General features: G+C 35.3%; 12 protein-coding genes. 9 read left to right on the plus strand and 3 right to left on the minus strand.

What is annotated here, in order from left to right; translation table 11 throughout:
• The first annotated feature begins 130 nt into the window (after positions 1–130).
• The 8 genes from GFO_RS04815 (at position 131) to GFO_RS04850 (ending at position 16,593) form a co-directional block, all read left to right on the plus strand.
• Positions 131–1,834 (plus strand): GMC oxidoreductase, encoded by a 1,704-nt coding sequence (locus GFO_RS04815; RefSeq protein WP_011708920.1) that lies wholly within the window; start codon positions 131–133, stop codon positions 1,832–1,834.
• A gap of 11 nt (positions 1,835–1,845) precedes the next feature.
• On the plus strand, positions 1,846–2,490 hold the full coding sequence (locus tag GFO_RS04820) for a gluconate 2-dehydrogenase subunit 3 family protein (RefSeq protein WP_011708921.1): 645 nt from the start codon (positions 1,846–1,848) through the stop codon (positions 2,488–2,490).
• A 279-nt stretch (positions 2,491–2,769) separates the two neighbouring features.
• Positions 2,770–5,892: a SusC/RagA family TonB-linked outer membrane protein gene (locus GFO_RS04825; protein ID WP_011708922.1), complete on the plus strand. Its 3,123-nt coding sequence runs from the start codon at positions 2,770–2,772 to the stop codon at positions 5,890–5,892.
• A 10-nt stretch (positions 5,893–5,902) separates the two neighbouring features.
• Positions 5,903–7,489, plus strand: a complete 1,587-nt coding sequence (locus GFO_RS04830; RefSeq protein ID WP_049792124.1) for a RagB/SusD family nutrient uptake outer membrane protein — start codon at positions 5,903–5,905, stop codon at positions 7,487–7,489.
• A 195-nt stretch (positions 7,490–7,684) separates the two neighbouring features.
• Complete coding sequence (locus tag GFO_RS04835) at positions 7,685–11,059, plus strand: VCBS repeat-containing protein (RefSeq protein ID WP_011708924.1); 3,375 nt, start codon at positions 7,685–7,687, stop codon at positions 11,057–11,059.
• Positions 11,022–14,321, plus strand: a complete 3,300-nt coding sequence (locus tag GFO_RS04840; RefSeq protein WP_011708925.1) for a VCBS repeat-containing protein — start codon at positions 11,022–11,024, stop codon at positions 14,319–14,321. Before GFO_RS04835 ends, GFO_RS04840 begins: the two co-directional genes overlap by 38 nt.
• 1 nt (position 14,322) lies before the next feature.
• Positions 14,323–15,669: a vanadium-dependent haloperoxidase gene (locus GFO_RS04845; protein ID WP_041250011.1), complete on the plus strand. Its 1,347-nt coding sequence runs from the start codon at positions 14,323–14,325 to the stop codon at positions 15,667–15,669.
• 3 nt (positions 15,670–15,672) lie between these two features.
• Positions 15,673–16,593, plus strand: a complete 921-nt coding sequence (locus tag GFO_RS04850; protein ID WP_011708927.1) for a GyrI-like domain-containing protein — start codon at positions 15,673–15,675, stop codon at positions 16,591–16,593.
• Between the two features lie 7 nt (positions 16,594–16,600).
• Here GFO_RS04850 and GFO_RS04855 read toward each other — a convergent pair whose 3' ends face one another.
• A complete protein-coding gene (locus tag GFO_RS04855) occupies positions 16,601–17,473 on the minus strand; it encodes a diacylglycerol/lipid kinase family protein (RefSeq protein WP_011708928.1) in 873 nt (290 codons plus the stop codon).
• 71 nt (positions 17,474–17,544) lie between these two features.
• Between GFO_RS04855 and GFO_RS04860 the strand changes: the two genes are divergently transcribed.
• A complete protein-coding gene (locus tag GFO_RS04860) occupies positions 17,545–18,510 on the plus strand; it encodes an App1 family protein (protein ID WP_011708929.1) in 966 nt (321 codons plus the stop codon).
• A gap of 87 nt (positions 18,511–18,597) precedes the next feature.
• On the opposite strand, the gene GFO_RS17845 is transcribed toward GFO_RS04860, so the two are convergent.
• The gene (locus GFO_RS17845) at positions 18,598–19,518 is read right to left on the minus strand and encodes a hypothetical protein (RefSeq protein WP_011708930.1); all 921 of its coding nucleotides are present in this window, start codon (positions 19,516–19,518) and stop codon (positions 18,598–18,600) included.
• A 12-nt stretch (positions 19,519–19,530) separates the two neighbouring features.
• The gene (locus tag GFO_RS04870) at positions 19,531–19,731 is read right to left on the minus strand and encodes a hypothetical protein (RefSeq protein WP_011708931.1); all 201 of its coding nucleotides are present in this window, start codon (positions 19,729–19,731) and stop codon (positions 19,531–19,533) included.
• Positions 19,732–19,865 lie beyond the last annotated feature (134 nt).

Raw genomic sequence — 19,865 nt, forward strand, 5'->3', positions numbered from 1 at the left:
ATGAGTTCTTTTAATTTTTCAGAAAACGAAAAATAAATGTAGCCTTTTTTTTAAAGATGCAAAATTTTGATCTTAAATTTATATATTTGATAGACTTCGAGTTGAATCTTCATCATTAAAATAAGAAATTGTGAGTAATTACTACGAAAATGACAATTATGACGCTATAGTTGTTGGTACGGGTATTAGTGGTGGCTGGGCCGCTAAAGAACTTTGTGAGAAGGGTTTTAAAACCCTGGTTTTAGAACGTGGGAGAATGGTGGAGCACGTTAAAGACTATCCTACCATGAATGATGATCCATGGGACTATAAGTTTAAAGGACAGGTTACCAGAGAGGATAAAAAGAGGCAGTTAAAACAGGCAAGAACCGGATATACAGTTTCCGAGCCAAGCAAACACTGGTTTGTAGATGATATTAAGCATCCCTATAATGAAACAAAGAGATTTGACTGGATGCGCGGTTATCATGTTGGCGGTAGGTCTATTATGTGGGGTCGCCATAGTTATAGATTGAGTAATATGGATTTTGAGGCCAACAAGACTGATGGAATGGGGGTAGACTGGCCAATTAGATACAAAGACATAGCTCCTTGGTATGATTATGTAGAATCTTATATAGGTGTATGTGGAGAAAAATTAGGTTTAGATCAATTACCAGATGGTCAATTTCTACCTCCAATGGATTTAAACTGTGTAGAGGATTATTTTAGGGAGAGTATTGCTGAGAATTTTGATGGTAGGGTAATGACTTCAGGAAGAGTAGCTCATATAACCGGAGATAAAAAATTTGAAGGCAGATCAAAATGTCAATATAGAAATCGTTGTATAAGGGGATGTCCTTACGGAGGATATTTCAGTAGCAATTCTTCCACCTTACCTGCTGCTGAAAAAACAAGAAATATGACCTTAAGACCAAATTCTGTGGTAAGTGAGGTAATTTATGATCCTGAAACTAAAGAAGCTTCCGGGGTCAAAGTTATTGATGCCAATACTAAGGAAACTATGGAATTTAAAGCGAATGTGATTTTTCTCTGTGCTTCTGCAGTAGCTTCTACCAGTATTCTTATGCAATCAAAGTCTGATAGATTTCCTGATGGAATGGGAAATGATTCCGGGGAGCTAGGCCACAATGTAATGGATCATCATTTTAAAGCTGGTGCCTCTGGGAAGTACGACGGATTTAAAGATTCGTATTACAAAGGCAGAAAACCGAATGGTATTTATTTACCAAGGTTCAGAAATTTAAACGGGAATGATAAAGATCTTGGTTTTCTTCGTGGTTATGGATATCAGGGAGGGGCTAGTAGAGGAAACTGGTCTGATAGCATTGCTGAAGCAGCCTACGGGGAAGATCTGAAAAAAGCAATCACTGAACCAGGAGGTTGGAACATGGGACTTATGGGATTTGGCGAAACCTTGCCTTATCATGAAAATAAGATGAGCTTAGATTATAACAAATTAGACGAATGGGATCTCCCAACGGTAACTTTTGATGCAGAGTTTAAAGAAAATGAATTGAAAATGCGGGAGGACATGGTTTCTCAAGCAGTTGAAATGCTGGATAAAGCAGGTTTCAAAGATGTGAACGGTTATGATGATATTGGAGCTCCTGGATTAGGAATCCATGAAATGGGAATGGCCAGAATGGGGCGTGATCCAAAGACATCTGTATTGAATGGAAATAACCAGGTTCATGGGGTGTCTAATGTGTATGTGACAGATGGAGCCTTTATGACTTCAGCCGGATGCCAAAATCCTTCGTTGACTTATATGGCCATGACTGCCAGGGCTGTTGATCATGCTTCAAGGAACTTCAAAAAATCGAATGCTTAATTTGTGAAATTATGAAAAGGAGACAAGCTTTAAAAAATATAGGACTAGGAGCGGGGATTTTTATCGTAGGACCTTCTACGCTGGGATTATTACAAAGTTGTAAGAATGAACCTGAATATGATTGGCAACCAACATTTTTATCTGCATCTCATGGATTCACATTAAAGAAAACTCTCGATATTATTTTACCTGTTGGTGATACACCCGGCGCTTCAGATCTTAATATCGCCCAATTTATTGATTCTTATATGGATGAGGTAGCTGATGAAAAAAGTCGAAAGCGATTTGAACAATCGGCCGGTGCTTTTGCCAGAGCATTCAAGACAGAATATGATAAGGAGCAGGGAGAAGGGAAAGAAGAAGATTTTGAGAAGATGATCAAGAAATATTTAAAAGCAACTCCCGCAGAGAAAGAGGAGTATACTAAAAGGAATACTGAAACGCAGGATGCCCAGCAACAGCAGTCTGAAATGGAGATAGATCCAGATGCAGGTTCTTATACTTATTTAACTACAGTACGAGAAATGGGAATATGGGCATGGAAAAATAGTGAACAGGTAGGAGAAAATGTTTTATGGTATGATCCTATTCCGGGTGAATATATTCCATGTGGTCCTGTTTCCGAATTAGGAGGAGCAAAAACAATGTCTTTATAAGAAATACAGTAAGAATTATCTAATGGATGAATGGATAGTAGTCCAATTTTATCTGATTTATTTTAATCATGGCGGATAGTTAAAAAGTTGATTATTCTGTTATAGTTTTTAGTAAGATACACAACAGAATACTTTTTTAAAATTATGATAATCATGGTTTTAAATACGAAAACGTTTTCGTTGATTATTTATCGTATTGTTTTTTATTAACATAAATTTATATAAATTCACGCTAATTAATATGATTTTAAGGACTATTTCCAACTAAAACTATCTCTTATGAAACAAATTATCTTTAGGGGCTTTTTGTTTGCGTCTATCTTCCTTTTATATGGAATGGCGAATGCACAACAAACAGTCTCCGGAACGGTTATCGATGAATCTGGCCCGCTCCCCGGCGTGACAGTAGCAATTAAGGGGACTTCTACAGGAACTTCTACAGATTTTGATGGAAATTACACCTTAAACAATGTGCCAGATGATGCTACCCTTCTTTTCAGTTTTATAGGTTTTGTAACCCAGGAAGTAGCCGTTGATGGAAGAAGTACTATAGATATTAATTTAACAACTGATGCTTCAGAACTTGAAGAAGTAGTTCTTATTGGTTATGGTCAAACAACCATAAAAGATGCTACCGGTTCTGTTTCCTCGGTGACATCAGAAAATTTTAATAAAGGAGTAATATCATCTCCAGAACAGTTAATTCAAGGAAAAAGTGCCGGTGTTCAAATTTCACAAGGAAGCGGTGAACCAGGTTCTGGTGTGGCTATCAGAATTAGAGGAACCTCATCGGTGAGATCAAATAATAATCCCTTGTTTGTAGTAGATGGAGTGCCGTTACCATCTGGGGATACATCTTCTGAAGGAACCAATATTGGTGTAGGTTCTAGTGCTGCTAAAAACCCATTAAGCTTCCTTAATCCTAATGACATAGAAAGTATAAGCATACTTAAGGATGCTTCGGCTACTGCAATTTATGGTTCAAGAGGTGCTAATGGAGTAGTAATTATCACTACAAAAAGCGGTAGAAGTGGCGGTCGTGAAGGCATTTTTGAATTTTCAACTGAAGTTAGCTTTTCTTCACCTGCAGAAGAATATGATCTTTTAAACAGAAATCAATTTTTGAATGCTGTAGATGCCTTTGGTGGAATAGCTTTAGATGAAGGTAACGATACGAATTGGCAGGATCTGGTTACCAGAAATGCAGTATCCTATAATAGTAATTTAGCATATTCAAGAAACTATGGTTCAGGTAACTTGAGAGCCACATTTAATTATGGAAATCAGGATGGTATTATTGAGAAGTCTTCTCAGGAAAGGATTACCGGAAGATTTAACTTAAATCAGAGGCTTTTTGATGATAAGTTAAGATTAACACTTCAAAGTACCCTTTCTCGCGTTAATGATGAAGCGCCGCCATTAAGTGGAAGTGCAGGTTCAACAGGTGATGTTTTAGGTGCGGCTTATTCTGCAAATCCCACTTGGCCGGCAGATCCAGATTTCAATCCTGGAGATCGAATTAATCCGCTTAATTTATTGGAAAACTGGCAAAGTTTAACCGAAACCGATAGGTTTCTTATTAATTTCTCTGCAGATTATGACCTTTTTGAAGGTTTAAATGCTAAGGTGACATTTGGATATGATTTAGCTGAATCTACACGAGAAGCATCTTTATCTGCCAATTCATTTAACGTGGCACGGGGTGCAGGAGGTAATGGTAGAGGAGCCTTAAATGATATTACAAATGAAAATCGATTATTTGAAGTAACTCTGAATTATGAAAAAGAATTTGATAATTCAAGGTTCGAAGCACTTGCCGGATATTCGTATCAAGATTTTAATACTCGTGGCAAAAATGTGGAGGGCTGGGGATATGGCAATACCGGTTTAGATCAAATGGCAAATGATTTGTCGAGTTCCGTAGGAACATTGGAATCTATGATAACAGGTTCTTACCAACAATATGGTTATTCTTTTGATGTTTCTGGAAACGATAATGGTTTATTTGTGAATAGATTATTTCCAGGCGTTCAAACCGATTTTCTAGGGGAAACTAGCATCCCGGTTAGAGCAGTTTTCGCTGATACTTTTGATAATACAGATGAACTTCAATCATTCTTTACCAGATTGAATTATACAATTGCCGATAAATACCTTTTCACAGCTACGCTGAGAGCAGATGGTTCTTCTCGTTTTGGATCAGATAATCAATATGGTTACTTCCCTTCCGCAGCCTTTGCCTGGAAAATTAATGAAGAGGATTTTTCAGGAGATTTATTTTCCACTTTAAAGCTTAGATTGAGTTATGGGATAACAGGTAATCAGGATGGTTTGGGATACGGGAGATTTGTAAGAAGAGAACGCTATTCAGGATCAGGAGTTAATGATGGTGGTTCTATAAATATACCTGGTATTTCTACCGTTGACTTCGCTAATCCAGGCCTAAAATGGGAAGAAACTTCACAACTTACGGTTGGGTTAGATTATGGGTTCTTTGGTGATAGACTTAATGGTAGTATAGATTTCTACAGAAAGGAAACTACAGATCTTTTACTGAATATAGAAGCTGCACAGCCTTCTCCACAACCTTTCTTTTTCGAAAATTTAGATGCTGTGGTCCTAAATCAAGGAATTGAATTTGATATAAATTATGGGATTATTGAAAGAGAAGACCTCAATTGGGATGCCGGATTTAACATCGCTTATAACAAGAATGAAATTCAGGATTTTGAAGGAAGTATTGCAGCAGGAACAATTAGAGGAGCGGGTTTAACAAATGCTTTTGCACAAAGACTTGAAGAAGGCCAGCCTTTATATTCTTTTTATTTAAGAGAATTTACTGGATTCGATGAAAACGGTAACCCGGTACATGAAGGTGGAACAGACAATCAAAAATTTGTGGGTAAAAGTGCCTTACCAGATATTACTGCAGGTTTATCTACAAGTTTAGTATATAAAAACTGGGATGCATCACTCTATTTTAATGGTCAATTTGGAAACTACATTTACAATAATACCGCAAATGCATATTTCACTGCAGGCGCTATAGGTAGTGGAAATAATGTAATACAAGACGTAGTATCCCTAGCCGGAGTTGAAAGTAGATTTGCTGAGGCATCTGTATCTACAAGATTTTTAGAAAAAGGAGACTTTATTAGATTGCAAACAGCGTCTATAGGCTATACAGTGCCTCTTGGAGAAAATAGTTTCCTAAAATCTTTGAGATTTACGGTTGTTGGTCAAAATTTATTTGTGATTACAGATTATACTGGACTTGATCCTGAAGTAAGTGTTATTCCAGGAGCAAGTGATTTGTTAAACGGACTTCCAATTGCAGGTATAGATTATAGCTCTTTTCCGAGGCCCAGAACATACTCACTAGGATTAAATATAACTTTTTAAAAAAATGGTTATGAAATTTAAAATATATATTAAATACATTGCACTTTCATTGTGCGCAATACCACTTTTACATTCTTGTACAGATTTAGAAATAGAAGAAACAGATTCGCTCATTAAAGAGTCGGTAGGCGGTTCAGGTTTTCCAGGACTTAGTGATCCGGCATCCTCTTTAGGTGATCTTTATAATAAGGTTGGTGGAGATTTTCAAACTCAGGAAAATATGTTTGCGCTTTCTGAAGTAACTACAGATTCTTACGTTGTGCCCACTAGAGGAACAGACTGGGGAGATAACGGAGTTTGGAGGCAATTACATACACATACATGGTCTGCTTCTCATTTGTTTATCAAGAACTCTTGGAATGGTTTAAATCAGAATATTTTTAGAGCAACAGAGATTATTGAGAGTGATGGAAGTGCTCAGACGGAAGCCGAGGCAAAATTTCTTAGAGCTTTTAATATGTTTTTTGTAATGGATTTATTTGGATCAGTGCCATTCAGGGGAGTAGATGAGGGACCTGAGATTGATCCTATGGTGTTGAGCAGGAGTGAAGCATTTGATTTTATTGAAACAGATCTTATGGAAGCCATGCCCGATCTTCCAGACGGAAGTCCTGGTATAGAAGTAACAGGAACAGCTACTAAAGCATCTGCCAGTTTCTTATTAGCAAAAATTTATCTGAACGCGCATATTTATAAAGGAAATGAAGCTTCAGATAATGCCGATATGCAGAGAGTTGTGGATATGGTTAATTCAATAGAGGCAAAAGGATTTGCAATTGAGGAAGGTTATTTTGACATTTTTGAACCTACCGATGATTCTGAAACTATTTGGCATCTAAGTGCCGAAGTAGGTCCCAGAATTTGGAATACATTACATTATAATCAAAATTCACCAGATAATACTGGTGGTGGCTGGAATGGATTTTCAACCTTAGCAGAATTTTATGATATGTTTGAGGGAGCTCCAAACAGTAATTATGTAGGAGATGGGCAGGAAGAAAGAAGAGGATGGGTTCCAGATCCTTCTAACGCAAATGATGAGAACTTAGGGATTGGTTATGGGTTTCTTATTAATCAACAATATGATACTGATGGTACTGCACTGGAAACAAGACAGGGACAGCCACTTTCTTTTCCCAAAGAAATTCCATCATTAGTAGGTAATACAGAAGTAGAAGGAGTTAGATTGATTAAATATCATCCATATGATCCTACAGATACAGAAGATTCAGAGTCCCCCTTAGTAAATTCTTTTAGACGTCATCAGGTACTTTTTAGATTTGCAGATGCTCATTTAATGCGAGCTGAAGCTATGATGAGAATGGGTGCAGATGCCACAGAAATGGTAAACGAACTAAGAAGACTTAGAACAGATACTCCCGATCTTTCTGGAATCACAGAGCAGGATTTAATAGATGAAAGAGGAAGAGAGTTGTATATAGAGTTCTGGAGGAGAAATGATCTTGTTAGATTTGGACAATATACTGATCCATGGTCTTTAAAAGAGGTTACGGGTGATGAAACAAAGGTGTTATTCCCAATTCCCGCAACTGCATTACTTTCAAACCCTAATCTTACACAGAATCCTGGTTATTAATCTATAAAAATCATCTTAAAAAGAGAGGGATAATCTATTCCTCTCTTTTTAATTGTAACTGTATTTATAAATTTCTATTGCTTCTAAATAGATATAAATAAGTCTTTAAAATAGTTACTGAAAAGTTATCAAATCCTCATTTTGTTTGGTCTATTTATCCAAAAAATCACTATTTTAAAATTTCAGACCATAGACATGAAATCATCAATTCTTAAAGTTATTTTTTTTATTTTTTCTATTGGTATTTTCATCTCCTGCGCTTTTGATGATAAAGAAAAGAATGATGAGAATCAGGCTCTAAATGAACAGAATGAGAAAACACTATTTACATTAATGTCTTCTAAGGAGACCAATGTAAATTTTTTCAACGAGGTGAAGAACAGTCCCAATTTCAATATTTTTAAATACCGGAATTTCTACAACGGTGGTGGAGTAGCGATTGGAGATATTAATAATGACGGGCTACCAGATATTTACCTTACCGCTAATATGAAACCCAATAAATTATATCTTAATAAAGGAAACTTCACATTTGAAGATATATCTAAGTCAGCTGGTATTGAAGGCAGTAAACCCTGGTCTACGGGAGTCAACATGGTAGATATAAATCAGGACGGATTATTGGACATTTATGTTAGCAATGCTGGAAATATGGAAGGAGATAATCATAATAATGATCTTTTCATCAATAATGGGAATCTTACTTTTACAGAAAAAGCCTCCGAATATAATCTGGCCGAAACAGGATTTAGCACACATGCTTCCTTCTTTGATTATGATAAGGACGGCGATTTAGATGCCTATATATTGAATAACAGCAATATTCCCGTGAGTAGTTTAGGTTATGCTGAACAACGTGAAGTTAGGGCTCAGGATTGGGAAGGTGTTCCAAAGATTTTTCGGGGAGTTGGAGATATGCTTCTGAGAAATGACAATGGTAAATTTGTAGACGTAAGCGAGGAAGCTAATATTTACGGAAGTTTAATTGGATTTGGTCTTGGAGTAATGGTTAGTGATTTTAACAACGACCTGTATCCGGATATTTATGTTTCCAATGACTTTTACGAGAGAGATTATCTCTATATCAACAATCAAGATGGAACATTTAACGAAGAAATAGAAAATTGGACCTCACATTTATGTCTGTCAGCGATGGGAGTGGATATGGCCGATATCAATAATGATGGGTATGCAGATATATTTGTAACCGATATGCTTCCTGATTCTGAAGAGCGCACTAAATCTGTTATGGAATTTGAGGGATATAATGTTTTTAAATTGAAGCAGAGTAAAGACTTTTTTCAGCAATATATTCACAATACGCTTCAACTAAATAATGGGAATAATTCCTTTTCTGAAATTGCTCATTTCAGCGGAGTAGAAAGCACTGATTGGAGCTGGGCTGGACTTATTTTTGATATGGATAATGATGGAAATCGTGATATCTATGTAACCAATGGGATTAATCATGATCTTACCGATCTTGACTTTGTAGATTTCTTTGCCAATGAGATCATTCAGAAAATGGCACTTACAGGTAAGAAAGAAGCAATAGATTCTATTATTGATAAAATGCCTGTCACAAAATTACCCAATTATGCATTTAAAAATACAGGTGATCTAAAATTCAAAAATGCTGCACAGGAATGGGGGCTAGGGATTCCAAGTTTATCTAATGGCTGTGCTTATGGAGATCTTGATAATGACGGGGACCTGGATCTAGTGGTGAATAATGTCAATATGGAATCTTTTGTTTATCGGAATAATTCGGAGAAACTTAAAAATAGAAATTACTTAAGAATTAAGCTTAAAGGAAAAAAGGAAAATAGCTTTGGAATTGGCAGTAAACTAAAGATCTATTATGGTGAATCTATTATTATGCAGGAGCAAAACCCATCCAGAGGTTTTCAGTCGTCTATGGATTATACCATGAATATTGGCCTTGGAGAATTGGAGAAAATAGATTCATTACGAATTATCTGGCCTGATAGTAAAACACAACTTCTTACCGATGTTACATCCAATCAAACTTTAATTCTTGAACAAAAGGAAGCCAGGAAAACCTTTACTTCGAAGAAACCGGTTCAACAAAAACAACTTTTAACTGAGCGTTCAAATAACAAACTTAAATCCCATCAGGAAAATAATTATACTGATTTTGATTATGAAGGGATGATTTATCAAAAACTTTCTCAGGAAGGACCGGCCTTAGCTGTGGCAGACATAAATGGAGATGGAAGTGAAGATGTATTTATAGGTGGAGCAAAACAGCAATCTGGTCTCATATATTTTAACAGAGGGAATGGAAATCTAATGTTAAGTGATCAGCCAGCTTTAAATAATGATCTTGATTTTGAAGATATTTCAGCAGCTTTTTTCGATGCTGACGGAGATGGAGATCAGGATTTAATGGTTGGATCTGGCGGAAACGAAATTGGTAATGAAGAGAACTATAAGCCAAGACTTTATATAAACGATGGAAAAGGGAAGTTTTCACTTTCAAATGGTAAGATACCTTCTATAAATCAAAATATTTCGGTGATTGCTCCAAATGACTATGATTCAGATGGGGACATCGATGTATTTATAGGATCCAGAAGTATAGCAGTAAATTATGGACTCGATCCAGAGCACCTTTTTCTCGAAAACAAAGGGAATGGAGAATTTGTAAACGCAACGGAGCGTATTGCATATGATGTGAAATATGCAGGAATGATTACCGATGCGAAATGGCAGGATATAGATGGTGATGAGATTATGGATCTAATAACTGTTTCAGATTGGGGTGCACCAAAAATATTTAAGAATTCAGGAAGAAGACTCTCTAATTATAAAACAAATTTAAATAAATATACCGGATGGTGGAATACGCTGGAGTTGGCAGATCTTGATAATGATGGAGATCAGGATTTAATTTTGGGAAATATAGGATCCAATATTCCGTATAAGACATCATTTGAAAACCCAATGAAAATGTGGGTGAACGATTTTGATGATAATGGCACAATAGAACAGGTAGTTACTCTACAGGAAGAAGGGAAAGATTATCCAATTCACATGAAAAAAGAACTTACCTCTCAATTGGTTTCCTTAAAGAAAAAAAACTTAAAGGCTTCAGAATATGCCCGGAAATCAATGACAGAATTATTTTCGGAAGAGAAAATTGATAACGCATTAGTAAAAGAAGCGGTGATCTCTGAAACTATTATAGCGGTGAATGAGGGAAATGGCCAGTTTCAAATAAAAGAACTACCTGATCACGTTCAATTTTCTTGTGTATGTGGAATTTCTTGTATAGATGTTAATAAAGACGGAAATCTAGATCTTATCATGGCCGGGAATAATTTCGAATTCAAACCACAATTTTCCCGCCTGGATGCGAGTTTCGGTAATGTACTTCTGGGTGATGGCAAGCTTAATTTTGAATGGCAGGACTATGGAATTAGCGGATTTAATATTAAAAGTGAAGTGAAATACCTTAAAAGGTTTAAAGATAAAAATGGTAAAACCTATATTATAGCTGCTATCAACGATGAAAAACCAAAGATTTTTGAAGTTAGTAATCTATAAATTATTCTTAATTCAATTGTTGGTTACTTGTCTTTACGGATGCGTTAAAAAAGAAGAGAAATTCTTTTCAAACCCAAAGGCGCAACTCTCCGGAATAGATTTCAATAATCAACTCACTCCCAATAGAGACCAGAATATTCTGGATTATTTGTACTTCTACAATGGAGGCGGAGTTAGTATTGGAGATATTAATAATGATGGTCTTCCGGATATCTATTTCACCGGAAATCAGGTAAAAAATAAACTTTATCTAAATAAAGGAAATCTGAAGTTTAAAGATATCACAGATAAAGCCGGAGTAGAAGGAAATAGTACCTGGAATACTGGTACAACGATGGCAGACGTTAATGGAGATGGCTTATTGGATATATATGTTTCTGCCGTTGTGGGAATAAATGGTTTTGTTGGTCATAATGAACTTTATATTAACAACGGAGATCTTACATTTACCGAGAGTGCAGAGAAATTTGGACTCGATCTAGAAAATTATTCTTCACAAGCTGCTTTTTTCGACATTGAAAATGATGGAGATCTTGATGCTTATATATTGAATCATGCGGTGCATACGAATGAATCTTACGGTCCTGCTGAAATTCGGAATAAAAGAGTATATGAAAGTGGTGATAAATTATTTCTGAATGAAAATGGAAAGTTTCGGGATATAAGTGAAGAAGCCGGTATTTATGGAGGTGCTAACAGTTATGGACTTGGTTTAAGTACTGCCGATTTCAATAATGATGGTTTTACAGATATTTATATTGGAAATGATTTTCATGAAGATGATTATTATTATTTAAACAATGGTGATGGAACTTTTACCGAAGCATTAAAATCTAATTTTGGACATGTTTCTCGATTCTCTATGGGAAATGATGCCGCAGATATTAATAATGATGGTTTTGTAGATCTTATTACGCTGGATATGTTGCCAGAAAATGAGCAGGTCTTAAAATCTTCTGCCGGCGACGATAATGTAAATTTACACAACCTTAGAACCCAGAAATTAGGATATCATCCCCAATACACACGCAATATGCTGCAGATGAATATAGCAGGTGAGTTTTTCTCGGAAACGGCTCTTATGAGTGGAATTGCAGCTACAGACTGGAGTTGGGGTGCTCTTTTTGCTGATTTGGATCAGGATGGTCAACAGGATCTTTTTATAAGCAATGGAATTCCAAAACGTCCTAATGATCTGGACTACATAAAATTTACTTCCAATGAACAAATAAGGAAAAAGCTAGATCAAAGCACGTTAGTAGATAATCAGGCTCTGGATAAAATGCCTTCTGGAGCAGTTACCAATTATGTATTCAAAGGTGAAAGCGAAGGCATGTTTAAGGATATGTCTGGTGTTTGGATTGAGAATGATTCTATCATTTCAACTGGTGTGGCTTATGGAGATTTGGATAATGACGGAGATTTAGATATAGTAACCAACAATATAAATAACCCGGTGAGTATTTATGTTAATCATCACAATTCCGGGAACTTTCTAAAACTTAATTTTAAGTATAAAAAGGGAAACAACTTCGGAATTGGAACCAAGGCTATTTTATACACCAGTGAAGGAAAACAATTCAGGCAACTCTACACTACAAAATCCTGGCAATCGTCTTCTGAGTCAATTATTCATTTTGGGTTTCCCACACAAGCTAAGATTGACTCACTAAGTATTATTTGGCCAGATCAGAGGATTCAGACTTTAAAATCTGTTAAACCAAATTCATCTATTGTTTTGGAACCTAAGAACACAGATAGAATTCTTGATGTCAAGAACTTATTTTACTCCAGAGATAAAACCTGGTTTTCTCCGGCTAAAAATGATTTTGGTTTAACTTTTATACATAAAGAAAACCCTTTCAATGATTTTGATGTTCAAAAACTTATTCCGCATAAAATGTCAGATTTGGGACCAGCAATAGAAGTCGCAGACCTTAATAAGGATAATTTACAGGATGTTATTTTTGGAGGTTCAAGATTCAGTCCGGCAAAAGTTTATTTTCAAGGTAAGGATGGTTTTAATGCTGAGAATATGGTTAAAACGTTCCGGGATTCTTTAATGGAAGATACAGATATACTTGCAAAAGATTTGAATTTAGATGGAGCAGTAGATCTGCTCTTTACTTCAGGTGGTGGCGAATCTATTGGCAGTGATCATAATCTTATGGATAGATTATATCTTGGAAAGAATAATAAGGAATTCAAAAGGGATTCTATTTTCCCGAAAATGTTTAGTAACTCATCGGTGATACGTTCAGCAGATTTTGATAATGATGGTGATGAAGATATTTTTATAGGAGCAAATGCTGTGAATTACAATTATGGTGCGATTCCAGAGTCTTTTCTGTTGATCAATGAGGAAGGTAAATTTTTGATATCAGATCAACAGAAGATATTTGAGAACCTGGGAATGGTGAATGATGCTCTTTGGATAGATTTTGATAATGATGATGACTTAGACCTCATAGTAGTTGGAGAATGGATGTCACCAAAATTTCTGGAGAATGAAAACAGCAGATTTACAGATATTTCAGATCAAAAGATGAGTGAAGAACTCAATGGTTTATGGCAAAAAATCCTGCCAAGTGATATTGATGGTGATGGGGATATGGATTATCTTTTGGGAAATTGGGGACTCAACTCTAAATTAAAGGCTTCAGTAAATTTTCCTCTCTTAATGTATTATAAGGATTTTGATGATAATGGTCTCACGGAGACTTTGATCGCTACTGAAAAAAATGGAAATTATTATTTTCTTTATGGATTGGATGAGCTTTCAGCACAGCTAAATCAGTTAATTAGAAAGAGGTTTACTACTTATAAAGATTTTGCGGGAAAAACCGTTAATGAAATTTTCGAACATAAAGAATTGGAAAATGCCGAAGTACTTAAGGTGCATACTTTATCCTCTGGATATCTTGAAAACAATAATGGGTCTTATAAATTTAGAACTTTTGAAAATCTATTACAAACAGCTCCTATAAGGGCCATGTTGAGTTATGATTTTAATAAAGATGGAAAAAATGAAATTTTGATAGGGGGTAATTATTTTGGAGTTACTCCGTATCATGGAACTTTTGATGGAATGGGAGGAGCTGTAATAATTAACCCTGATAATATTCTAAATTCCTATGAAATAGGCTTAAATTTAACACAAAAGGCTGTTAAGGATTTTTCCATAATTAATATTGCTGGGAATCCTTATTTACTAGTAACTATTAATAATGGAAAAGCCGAACTTTATAATATCAACTTTTGAGATGAGAAGGATTATCTTGTTCATAACATTAATAATAACCACAATTTCCTGTAAGAAAGAGGCACAGAAAATTGTGGTTACTGAAGACGATTTCCATGCTGCGAATGAAAATTTGAGCAAAACGATGGTGCATGACATTTTTTCACCGCCAGTTGCAAGTAGGGTTTATGCCTATTCCAATATTGCAGCATATGAGGTGATAGCTCAATTTAATCCTGAATTTAATTCTTTAACGGGACAGTTGACCGAGTTGCACCCTACTCCAAAGCCACAATCAGAGAAAGTTAATCCAGAAATAGCTGCTCTTACCGCTTTCTATGAAATAGGAAAAAGCCTGGTGTTTTCGGAAGAAAGAATGACTACTAAAAGAGATAGTCTATTTAATTCATGGATGGAAATGGACGAAGAAACCTTCATAGTTTCGAAAGCTTATGGTATGAAAGTAGCCAAGCATATAAATAATTGGATGAAAAATGATAATTATGCTGAAACTCGTACCATGCCTAAATTTACGGTTAGAACTGATGATGAAAGCAGGTGGCAGCCAACTCCACCGTCTTATATGGATGGGATTGAGCCGCATTGGATGAAAATTAGACCATTCGTTATAGATTCTTCCAATCAATTTAAGCCGGCTCCACCTCCTGAGTTTTCTATGGAAGAGGGGAGTAGGTTTCATACTGAATTGATGGAAGTTTATAATATTCGCGAGGAGATTGCAGAAGATGAAGAAAATAGCGAGAAAATGGCCATTGCTAAGTTCTGGGATTGCAATCCATATGTTTCTATTTTAAGAGGACATTTAATGTTTGCTACAAAGAAAATAACTCCGGGTGGGCATTGGATAGGAATAACAAAAATTGCCTGTCAAAAATCGGGTGCAGGGTTTGATAAATCTGTTTATGCCTACGCAAAAACTTCAGTAGCTATTGCAGATGCCTTTATTAGTTGTTGGGATGAAAAATATAGAAGTAATCTGGTAAGGCCGGAAACTCTTATAAATAAATATATCGATGAAAGCTGGAGTTCAGTTTTACAAACACCTCCTTTTCCTGAATATACCAGTGGACATTCCGTGATTTCTGGTGCTGCTGCTATTGCCTTAACAGATATTTTTGGGGATAATTTTAGTTTTGAAGATGATACTGAGGTTGATTACGGATTACCGGTAAGAAATTTCACCTCCTTTAAGGCAGCCTCCATTGAAGCCGCTAATAGTAGGCTTTATGGAGGTATTCATTATCGTGTAGCTATAGAAGTTGGGTTGGAACAAGGGCAGGAGCTTGGAGATTTTATCGTGAATAAGCTAAAAATGAGAAATTCAAAGGCTGACCTAGCTTCAAAATAATTTATGAAGAGAATTTTATTATTTTCCCTGCTGTTTCTAGTTTCAGTATTAATCTGGTATTTATTTATCAAGAAGTATGACTATGAATTCCAGATGGAATCTCGGTACGGACCCGGAGTTGCATTCTATGAAATTTCAGATTGGAGGAACTTTAGTCCAAAATCAAAAAATAAAGATATTATTATTACCAAAAGCACACCATTTGAGAGCATAACTCAAAAGCTAATGTCTGATAATTCAGATGTTTTGGAAATGTATTGGGAGTTTAATAGAAAAAATGATTCCGTCACAACTATAAGTCTTAGTGTTGGAACTTCGATAAATGAATTGGCAAATAGATGGGCAATTGTAAATCCCTTTAGAACGAGTGTTTATATAGATTCTTTAAAGCAAAGAGTGTTAGAGTTTAAGAAAAGGCTGAATGATGTACAACAAACATACAAGGTTTCTTTAGATTCCAAGATTACCAGTTCTCCAGAGATGAACTGCATTTGTCATTCTTCAAGCAATATCCCTATAGATTCTAAAGCTAGTGAAATGCTGGGAACTATTGGTTACTTGGAGAATTATGTATTAGAAAGAGATCTTGAATTAACGGGACCACCTTTTATTAAAATTACAAGTTGGAATAAAGTTGAAAATGTAATAGCCTTTGATTTTTGTTTTCCTGTTAACCTGGCGCAAGATATCAAGCCAACATTAGAAGTTAGTTTTAGAGAATTCAAATCATCTTCAGCTTTAAAGGCGATATTTAATGGGAATTATAGGCTTTCTCATCTCGCATGGTATGATCTTTTGGATAAAGCCACAGAGAGCGGATTGAATACAAATTCATTACCTCTGGAAATTTTTTATAACAATCCTAAAGTTGAAGCCAATTCTGAAAGCTGGAAGGCAGAAATTTATCTTCCGGTGATGGAATGAATTGGAATCATGGAATTGCTACTCTTAGCTTTTCTGGAAGCATTTTAATTTCGATGTGAGTTTCCTTACCTATATATTCACCGTCAATCTGAAAAGATACTGGTTTTATACAGGTAATCTTCGCCTCACTGGTCGGGATTATTTCTACAAAATCTGAATCTAGATCAGTTTCATTACGTAAAGTTTTTAAGATATCTATTAAGTCTAATTTTTTAAAAACCAGAATCTCAAACACCCCATCATTAGGTTTACCCTGAGGATTTACATTTGCTCCGGTTCCATATTTGTTGGCATTGGCAAAACCAAGAAGTACAGCCTTGGCTTCCATTCTTGTTTCTTGTATTTCAATTTGAAAATTAAATGGATATTCACTCTGCATAAGTGTTGGAATAGACTGGATAAGGTATCCAAGCTTTCCTCTAATCGAAGAATTCTCGTAATTTTTAATAAGTTCAGCATTTATTCCAAGATCACTAATATGAAGGCAAATAATACCATTGAGACATAGAATGTCCAAATCAATATAATTAACTCCCAGTGCTACTTCCAATTGTTCTGTAAGAATTTCCGGGAGGTTTAAATTTTCAGCTAATCCGTTTGCAGATCCTGCTGCTATAATCCCCAGAGTTAGTTCTAATTTTTTAATTACTTCAGCAACAAGGTTTATCGTGCCATCCCCACCGGCAACAATAACACGATCTATATTTTTAGTTTTAATTTTAGATAAAATTTTCTCCTTGTCATTTTTTCCTGAAGTAGTAAAAAGATGGAAATTGATGTTTTCATCTTCAAGTCTTTTCTGGACGGTGGAAATGATCTTTGTTTTGTTTGTTTGTCCCGATACAGGATTTACAACCAATAAAACTTCCTTAAAATTCATGGGGTAGCCTTTATGATACGCATAAAAATAACTATTTTGGAATAAAGGAATTTTAAAAAAAGGCCAATATTTTGAAGTTAGACCTCAAGTTATATCGGGGATACGTTAATGACGAAGAACTAATAGTTTTTGGCCATTTATTTGAATCCTGGGCACCAGATAAATATAGTATTGAAAAGAGGGGAATTAAGCATGCTTATGCCATCCTGCATAAATTTCGAATAAAGCCTTTAGAGAACTTTGAGGTCCGTTTAAAATTTAAAAACCTTGATATTACTACAAAAACTCAGGAGGACGGGTATTTTAGGTTTACCGTACCTTTCAAAGAAAATTTAGAACCGGGTTGGCATCAATATGAAATTAGCTGTAAAATGTACGATTTTGGGATGGTTGAACTCGGTGAGCTCCTAAAACCATTTCCGGGGAAACTCGGAATTATTTCAGATATAGATGATACTTTTCTGATTTCCCATAGTAATAGCTTCTTTAAGAAGTTGTATGTAATGCTTTCCAAAAACATTAATAAAAGAAAGATCTTCGATGATGTTGTTAAGCATTATAAGAGATTAAGCAGGGCTGGACAGGATACTGAACACGCATCTAATTCATTTTTTTATGTTTCCAGCAGTGAGTGGAATTTATATGATTTTATCGCTGAGTTCTCTGAAATTCATGAACTCCCTAAAGCAGTGATTAAACTTAAGAAGATAAAAACAGGCTTACGGGATTTTGTAAAATCGGGTAGGGGAAACCATGACCATAAATTTATAAAGATTAAGGATATTATTTCGTTTTATCCAAATCTTGAATATGTGCTTTTGGGAGATGATTCACAGCATGATCCTTATTTATATGAAAGAATTTGCAAGACCTTTCCAAAGAATATCAAAGCAGTTTATATACGCCAAACTACAGGTAAGCAAAATAAAAAAGTACAAAAGCTTATGGCTAATCTGGAGAGTATGAATGTGAGCACCTGTTATTTTCGAGACAGTGAAAAAGCCATTCATCACTCAGAAAGAGAAAATATTATCTAATTTATACCTATAAATAAGGGTCAGACTTAAAAAAATCCAACCCCTGTTATTTAAAGTTTACACACTTTGCGGGATAGTGTTTTAGAACTACCGTCGATTACGTTCCTGAAATTCACTTCGATTATAAAACTCTGACTCTCTTTTCTCCCGTCGTTCATGATCTGAGTCATCTAAATTTTCAAGATTTCTGTCCTGATGTGTCCAACTATCATCCTCGTCAATAGATCGTTCAGGGTGTAGACCCTGATGCTTATCATTATAATCTAATGCTCTATTATGGTCGTCTATTGGTCTCTTTCTGTCGTTAGAGGTTGCTCGAAGCTGCTCTTTTTCCTGCCTAATTTTCTCTTCATCATTTCTTACAAAGTCCTGGTCTCTTCTGGATTTCTCGTTATCTCTATTAACTAAGTCATCATTTCTTTTAAAATTATCGCCTGAGTCTTTGTCAATATCTTTGTTTCGATAATGATTGTCTACAACACTTTCAGATTGTTTAGCATGTATATTTTCATCATCGTAAGCAGCCCTTGTTCTTTCAACTTCATTATCTTTGCGAATGTCTTTTCGGTTTCTATTATACGATCCCAGGACGTGATTTTCATAGTTTCTGTTAATATCTGTACCAGATCTGTATCTTTTAGTTTCGGCAAAAGTCTGGTAGTTTATACTGTCAGTATAAACAAATTTATCTTCTGCATGAATATCTATTAAACCAATGGGTATTATAATATGATTTTCCCCCTCTTTATTTATGAATTCTTTGAATTCTGTTTTAGAATCTGGAGAATAAGGATCATGGTTAACATCAATAATACTCTGGTCCACTTCTACATCTACATAAACCACTTTTTTCAGATCTTTATTTATCAGTAAATTGTCTACTGTTCCCACCACGGTATGATCCAGATCTTTAAGTTTCCATCCTCTAATATCGTGATCGTGATTGTCTACTTTATAATCCTTTAATTCACTCAAATAATACAAATGTTTTTTCTTTTCTTTCATCATTCTGATTTTTAGTTAGCTAATCATTTCAAAGTTATCATGGAAAGGAAGTGTTGAAATATTTGTCACTTCTTCCATATCATCATTTTCAAAATTTTCTGAATCGTCACTTTCTAAACTTCCGTAGAAATAAAGGAAAGCTAGAATTGCCAATATTATTATTACTAATATCCAGGGCCAAACCGGTTTCTTTTTTCTGATCTTAATTTCTGCCATAATTGATTTTTTAGTCTCATCTAAATTAACATATTGGCTTGCTAAATTTGATTAAGGTTTGTGTAAAGTATTGTTAATTAGGTTGCTGTTGAGCTATTAGGAATAAAGCATAAAAAAAGCCGAATAACTTAATA

This window comes from Christiangramia forsetii KT0803 (assembly GCF_000060345.1).
Lineage (GTDB): Bacteria > Bacteroidota > Bacteroidia > Flavobacteriales > Flavobacteriaceae > Christiangramia > Christiangramia forsetii.

Coding starts and splice junctions, on each gene's coding strand:
- GFO_RS04820 (WP_011708921.1), top strand. CDS start 1,846: ATGAAAAGGAGACAAGCTTTAAAAAATATAGGACTAGGAGCGGGGATT.
- GFO_RS04825 (WP_011708922.1), top strand. CDS start 2,770: ATGAAACAAATTATCTTTAGGGGCTTTTTGTTTGCGTCTATCTTCCTT.
- GFO_RS04830 (WP_049792124.1), top strand. CDS start 5,903: ATGAAATTTAAAATATATATTAAATACATTGCACTTTCATTGTGCGCA.
- GFO_RS04835 (WP_011708924.1), top strand. CDS start 7,685: ATGAAATCATCAATTCTTAAAGTTATTTTTTTTATTTTTTCTATTGGT.
- GFO_RS04840 (WP_011708925.1), top strand. CDS start 11,022: ATGAAAAACCAAAGATTTTTGAAGTTAGTAATCTATAAATTATTCTTA.
- GFO_RS04845 (WP_041250011.1), top strand. CDS start 14,323: ATGAGAAGGATTATCTTGTTCATAACATTAATAATAACCACAATTTCC.
- GFO_RS04850 (WP_011708927.1), top strand. CDS start 15,673: ATGAAGAGAATTTTATTATTTTCCCTGCTGTTTCTAGTTTCAGTATTA.
- GFO_RS04855 (WP_011708928.1), bottom strand. CDS start 17,473: ATGAATTTTAAGGAAGTTTTATTGGTTGTAAATCCTGTATCGGGACAA.
- GFO_RS17845 (WP_011708930.1), bottom strand. CDS start 19,518: ATGATGAAAGAAAAGAAAAAACATTTGTATTATTTGAGTGAATTAAAG.
- GFO_RS04870 (WP_011708931.1), bottom strand. CDS start 19,731: ATGGCAGAAATTAAGATCAGAAAAAAGAAACCGGTTTGGCCCTGGATA.